Raw genomic sequence first — 1,206 nt, forward strand, 5'->3', positions numbered from 1 at the left:
GGCGGGATGGCAGCGAATTTCCTGTCGAGATCAGTCTCAGCCCGCTGGAGACCGAGGAAGGCCGGCTCGTCAGTAGCTCGATCCGAGACATCTCCGAACGCCGCCGGGTGGAGCGCGCCTTGCACGAGAAGAACGTGGAACTGGCTCGTGCCAACCAGGCAAAGGACCGGTTCCTCGCCACCATGAGCCACGAATTGCGCACACCGCTGAACGCCGTCATCGGCTTCACCGGGCTGCTGCTGATGAAACTGCCCGGTCCGCTGACGGCCGACCAGGAAAAGCAACTGCGCATGGTGCAGTCGGCCGGCAAGCATTTGCTGTCGCTCATCAACGATCTGCTCGACGTCGCCAAAATCGAATCGGGCAACGTCGAGGTCCAACCGGAGGCGGTGGCCTGCCGGGCGCTCGTCGACGAAGTGGCAACGACCTTGCGGCCGGCTGCCGAAGAAAAGGGATTGCGCATCGAGCAGCGAGGGCCGGAAGAGGAACTGGTGGTGCAGACCGACCGCAGGGCACTGCAACAGATCCTGATCAACCTCGTCAACAACGCTGTCAAGTTCACCGCCAAGGGGACGGTCACCATCACCCTGGAGAGGACCGATCTTGATAACCGCCCTGCGTTGCGTTTTGGGGTGACGGACACTGGCATGGGCATCTCACAAGAGGACCAGGCGCGGCTGTTCCAAGCGTTCACGCAGGTGGGAGCCGGCACCGTCCGGTCACGCACCGAGGGCACGGGGCTCGGCTTGTACCTGAGCCTGAAACTGGCGGAGCTGCTGAAGGCTCACCTCAGCGTCCACAGCGAGATCGGCAAGGGGAGCTGCTTCGAGTTGGTTCTGCCGGTGGAGTGGCAGCCATGACCACACGGGTCTTGATCGTCGAAGACAACCCCATGAACCGTGAGTTGATGGACTACCTGCTGCGCGCCCACGGCTTTGAGACGCTGAGTGCGGTGAACGGCGAAGTGGGCCTCGACATCGCGAGACGAGAACGCCCCCAACTCGTCCTGTGCGACATCCAGATGCCCGGCATGGACGGCCTGGAGTTCGCGAGGCGGTTCAAGCAGGACGAGGTTCTGCACGGCATCCCTTTGATCGCCGTGACGGCCTACGCCATGGTGGGCGACCGCAGTCGCATACTGTCGATGGGTTTCGACGGCTATATCACCAAGCCGATCGACCCACCGGAGTTCGTTGCGGCAGTCAA

2 protein-coding genes are annotated in these 1,206 nt (G+C 62.8%); both read left to right on the forward strand.

Annotation, left to right across the window (positions count from 1 at the left end):
* Positions 1-860, forward strand: an 860-nt coding sequence (locus tag OOT46_RS30610) for a sensor histidine kinase (RefSeq protein WP_265407402.1), incomplete at its 5' end; no start/stop codon positions are given.
* Positions 857-1,206 (forward strand): response regulator (locus OOT46_RS30615; protein WP_265407403.1); only part of this gene is annotated, 350 nt, incomplete at its 3' end. The genes OOT46_RS30610 and OOT46_RS30615, both read left to right, overlap by 4 nt.

The sequence above is a fragment of the Aquabacterium sp. A7-Y genome (assembly GCF_026153205.1).
GTDB lineage: Bacteria > Pseudomonadota > Gammaproteobacteria > Burkholderiales > Burkholderiaceae_C > Caldimonas.